We start from the raw sequence: 4229 nt of genomic DNA, 5'->3' as shown, positions 1-4229 counted from the left end.
CTGAAGAGGGGTTCGCCGGAAGGGGCGGGAGGGGCAGGAGGGTCAGGCGTGCTGATAGGCCACGAGTGAGATGCCGACGTAGTGCACGACGAACGCCGCGAGGGTGAGGGAGTGGAAGACCTCGTGGAAGCCGAACCACCGCGGTGACGGGTTCGGGCGCTTCATCCCGTAGATCACGCCGCCCGCGCTGTAGAGGAGGCCGCCGACGATCACCAGGACGAGGACGGCGATCCCGCCCGTGCGCAGGAAGTCGGGGAGGAAGAAGACGGCGGCCCAGCCCATCGCGATGTAACAGGGGGTGTAGAGCCAGCGTGGGGCCCCGATCCAGAACACGCGGAAGGCGATGCCCGCGAGGGCGGCACCCCAGATGCCCCACAGCAGCCACTGTCCCTTGGAGTCGGGCAGGAGCAGCAGTGTCAGGGGTGTGTAGGTGCCCGCGATGATCAGGAAGATGTTCGCGTGGTCCAGACGGCGCAGGACGGCGTCCATGCGCGGGCTCCAGTTGCCTCTGTGGTAGAGCGCGCTGATCCCGAAGAGCAGGCAGGCCGTCAGGACGTAGATGCCGCAGGCTATGCGTCCCCGCGTCGAGTTCGCGAGCGCGGTGAGCACCAGACCCGCGACGATCACGGCAGGGAACATGCCCGCGTGCAGCCAGCCGCGGAGTCGCGGCTTGACCGGGTGCGGCAGGGAGAGCGCTGCGGGACCGCGGTCGGCGACCGGCGAGTCCGTGGGCGCGTCGGAGGCGGACGCTGTCATGACCGGCATCGTACCTACGGAGCCGTAAGTGACCTATCAGTCCGACCGGTTGGGTGCCCAAGAGTGGTCATGCTCTCACCGGCCGTCCGAAACGGGGATACCCATGGTGAAGCGCCGGTGACACGACGAAACCAGGTGGGCGAATTCTACCAAGTGGTGATGGTCACTCCGCTCAGGTGTGAGGCCCTCTGGACATATGCGCGGATGCGTCGGATGATCAAATGAGTGTGGTCGGCACCGGATGAGCGCCAGGAAATCCATATCGCGAAGCATCCGGGTCGCGGCCCCCACGGGGCGTTCCATGAAAAAAATCCCTCATTTAGGAGCAATCGTGGCGCAGGACATCGCGGCTCCCCCAGATACCGTCCCCACCACCCACCGGGAACTGGTCGCGTGGGTGAACGAGATCGCCGAACTGACGCAACCGGACAACGTGGTCTGGTGTGACGGATCCGAAGCCGAGTACGACCGGCTCTGTGCCGAGCTTGTCGAAAAGGGCACCTTCAAGAGGCTCGACCCGATCAAGCGCCCGAACTCCTACTACGCGGCCTCCGACCCGACCGACGTCGCCAGGGTCGAGGACCGTACGTTCATCTGCTCCGAGCGCGAGGAGGACGCCGGCCCGACCAACCACTGGAAGGCCCCCGCCGAGATGCGGGAGATCTTCCGGGGCAGGGACGGGGACGGCGGTATCTTCCGGGGCTCGATGAGGGGGCGGACGATGTACGTCGTCCCGTTCTGCATGGGGCCGCTGGGCTCGCCGCTGTCCGCGATCGGCGTCGAGATCACCGACTCCGCGTACGTGGCGGTGTCCATGCGCACCATGACCCGTATGGGGCAGCCGGTGCTGGACGAGCTGGGCTCCGAGGGCTTCTTCGTGCGTGCCGTGCACACGCTCGGGGCCCCGCTGGAGCCGGGCCAGGCGGACGTGCCGTGGCCGTGCAACAGCACCAAGTACATCTCGCACTTCCCCGAGACGCGCGAGATCTGGTCGTACGGCTCCGGGTACGGCGGCAACGCGCTGCTCGGCAAGAAGTGCTACGCCCTGCGCATCGCGTCCGTGATGGCGCGCGACGAGGGCTGGCTGGCCGAGCACATGCTGATCCTCAAACTCACCCCGCCGACCGGTGAGTCGAAGTACGTGGCGGCGGCCTTCCCGTCGGCGTGCGGCAAGACGAACCTCGCCATGCTGGAGCCCACGATCTCCGGCTGGACGGTCGAGACCATCGGCGACGACATCGCCTGGATGCGGTTCGGGGAGGACGGGCGTCTCTACGCCATCAACCCCGAGGCCGGCTTCTTCGGGGTCGCGCCCGGCACCGGCGAGCACACCAACGCCAACGCGATGAAGACGCTGTGGGGCAACTCGGTCTTCACGAACGTCGCACTCACCGATGACAACGACATCTGGTGGGAGGGCATGACGGAGGAGACCCCGTCGCACCTCACGGACTGGAAGGGCAAGGACTGGACGCCCTCCGCGGACGCCCCGGCCGCCCACCCGAACGCCCGTTTCACCGTCCCGGCCTCGCAGTGCCCGATCATCGCGCCCGAGTGGGAGGACCCGAAGGGCGTCCCGATCTCCGCGATCCTGTTCGGCGGCCGCCGGGCCACCGCCGTCCCGCTGGTGACGGAGTCCTTCGACTGGAACCACGGCGTGTTCCTCGGCGCGAACGTGGCGTCGGAGAAGACCGCGGCGGCCGAGGGCAAGGTCGGCGAACTGCGGCGCGACCCCTTCGCGATGCTGCCCTTCTGCGGCTACAACATGGGCGACTACATGGGCCACTGGGTCGACGTCGCCAAGGGCAAGGACCCTGCCAAGCTGCCGAAGATCTACTACGTCAACTGGTTCCGGAAGAACGACGAGGGCAAGTTCGTCTGGCCGGGCTTCGGTGAGAACAGCCGCGTCCTGAAGTGGATCGTGGACCGGCTGGACGGGCGGGCCGAGGGCGTGGAGACCCCGATCGGCGTCCTGCCGGCGAAGGGGGCCCTGGACACGAAGGGTCTGGAGCTGTCGGAGTCCGAGCTGGACTTCCTGCTCAGCGTCGACAAGGACGTGTGGCGTGAGGAGGCGGGGTTGGTTCCCGACCACCTCAACACCTTCGGTGATCACACGCCCAAGGAGCTGTGGGACGAGTACCACGCGTTGGTGCAGCGCCTGGGCTGACGCCCGTAGCACCCCAGACGAGGCAGGTGGCTGGACAACGGCGTCCGGGCACCTGCCTCCACGGGTCCTCAGAGGGCGGGGTGCCGCCGCGAAGGCCGCGTAGGTCTCCGCACGTTCCGGGAGCCAGCCGGCGAAGGCGGCGACGGCCACGGTGAGGCCGATGGGAAGGGTCCACAGGGTCCAGGGCGCGAAGGCCGCGAAGGCCAGTCCCCACACACGCCGCGATCGACGCGTCCAGCGACAGCCGAGCGGTGGCGATGTCCTTTCGTGACGTGTCCGGCAGCAGCAGCCACAGATGAGGCCACACCGCCACGGCATCGAGCCCGTATTTGTCCGTCGGCCGGGTCTCCGCCGCACGGAGGGTGTTGCCGATCCGTGCGGGCGACGGTCGCGGTCCCTCCGGCGCCCGGCGCCCGCCGACCCGGGCCGAGGGGGAACGGACGGCCCGACCTCGTCCCTGTTTCTCAGCGCGACCGGTCCTCCAGATAGCGTGTGTGCGACTCCTGCCGCCGGGCCTCGACGTCCCGGAGGGGGGCCGCGAGCGTCGTGAACTCCTCCTGCAGAACGGAGAGCTGGCGCTCCAGGTGGCGCTCGGGCGGATCCGCCCCCGGGCTCAGCCGGGTCCACCACCGGGTCCGTACGAAGGTGTCGACCGCCTCGGGGACGTCCTGCCGCACGGCCCTGGACAGGGCGTGCACGCCCTCCGGGTCCCCCGCGAGGACCTCGGCGACCCAGCCGGCGTCGAGGAGGGCCGTGAAAAGGTCCGTCAGCTCGGTGAGGCGGCCGGAGGCGGCGGGCGGCAGCTCGACATCCGCCAGATAGCCGCGCAGCCTCTCGAAGTCGCCCCACAACGGCGTTGCGGTGGGCCACGACGACGAGCGGGGAGTAGAAGGGGCGCGGCAGGTCTGCTTCACGCCGTACTTCTTCGCGAGCTCGGCGGCGGGGGCCTGGCTGGAGGGGAAGGCGAGGTCGTAGCCCTTGAGGTCGAGCCCCTCCATGGCCCAGGAGCCGGAGGTCTCGGCCTTCACGGTGTAGCCCTTGGTGGCGAGGGCCTTCACCACGTCCGGATCGGCGAAGAACTCGGCCTTCTCCGATCCGATCACCATGCGCACGGTCTTCGTTGCCGTGCTCGTGTCCTGCTCTTCGCGTCCTGCCACGACGGCTGCCGCCACGCCGCCGAGCAGCAGGATCGCCAGGACGATTCCTGCGATTCGTCTCACATGAGGAGGGTGCTCTCGGAAGGCGACATTCCCGGCGGGGGTGGGTGAACGGGGGGTGACGAGCCGATCCCGGTATGCAACCGGAG

At 68.7% G+C, this 4229-nt stretch carries 3 protein-coding genes; 1 reads left to right on the top strand and 2 read right to left on the bottom strand.

Annotated elements, in window-relative coordinates; all coding sequences use genetic code 11:
* Positions 1 to 42 precede the first annotated feature (42 nt).
* On the bottom strand, positions 43 to 756 hold the full coding sequence (trhA, locus tag FNH08_RS45955; protein WP_152777622.1) for a PAQR family membrane homeostasis protein TrhA: 714 nt from the start codon (positions 754 to 756) through the stop codon (positions 43 to 45).
* A 331-nt stretch (positions 757 to 1087) separates the two neighbouring features.
* Between trhA and FNH08_RS45950 the strand changes: the two genes are divergently transcribed.
* Positions 1088 to 2923, top strand: a complete 1836-nt coding sequence (locus FNH08_RS45950) for a phosphoenolpyruvate carboxykinase (GTP) (protein WP_322726521.1) — start codon at positions 1088 to 1090, stop codon at positions 2921 to 2923.
* 464 nt (positions 2924 to 3387) lie between these two features.
* On the opposite strand, the gene FNH08_RS45945 is transcribed toward FNH08_RS45950, so the two are convergent.
* Positions 3388 to 3921 carry a hypothetical protein gene (locus FNH08_RS45945; RefSeq protein ID WP_228034787.1) on the bottom strand — a complete coding sequence of 178 codons (534 nt, stop codon included), beginning with the start codon at positions 3919 to 3921 and terminating at the stop codon, positions 3388 to 3390.
* Positions 3922 to 4229 lie beyond the last annotated feature (308 nt).

It is taken from the genome of Streptomyces spongiae (assembly GCF_009377185.1).
In the GTDB taxonomy this organism is placed as follows: Bacteria; Actinomycetota; Actinomycetes; order Streptomycetales; family Streptomycetaceae; genus Streptomyces; species Streptomyces spongiae.
This window is presented reverse-complemented; position numbering and strand designations above follow the sequence as displayed.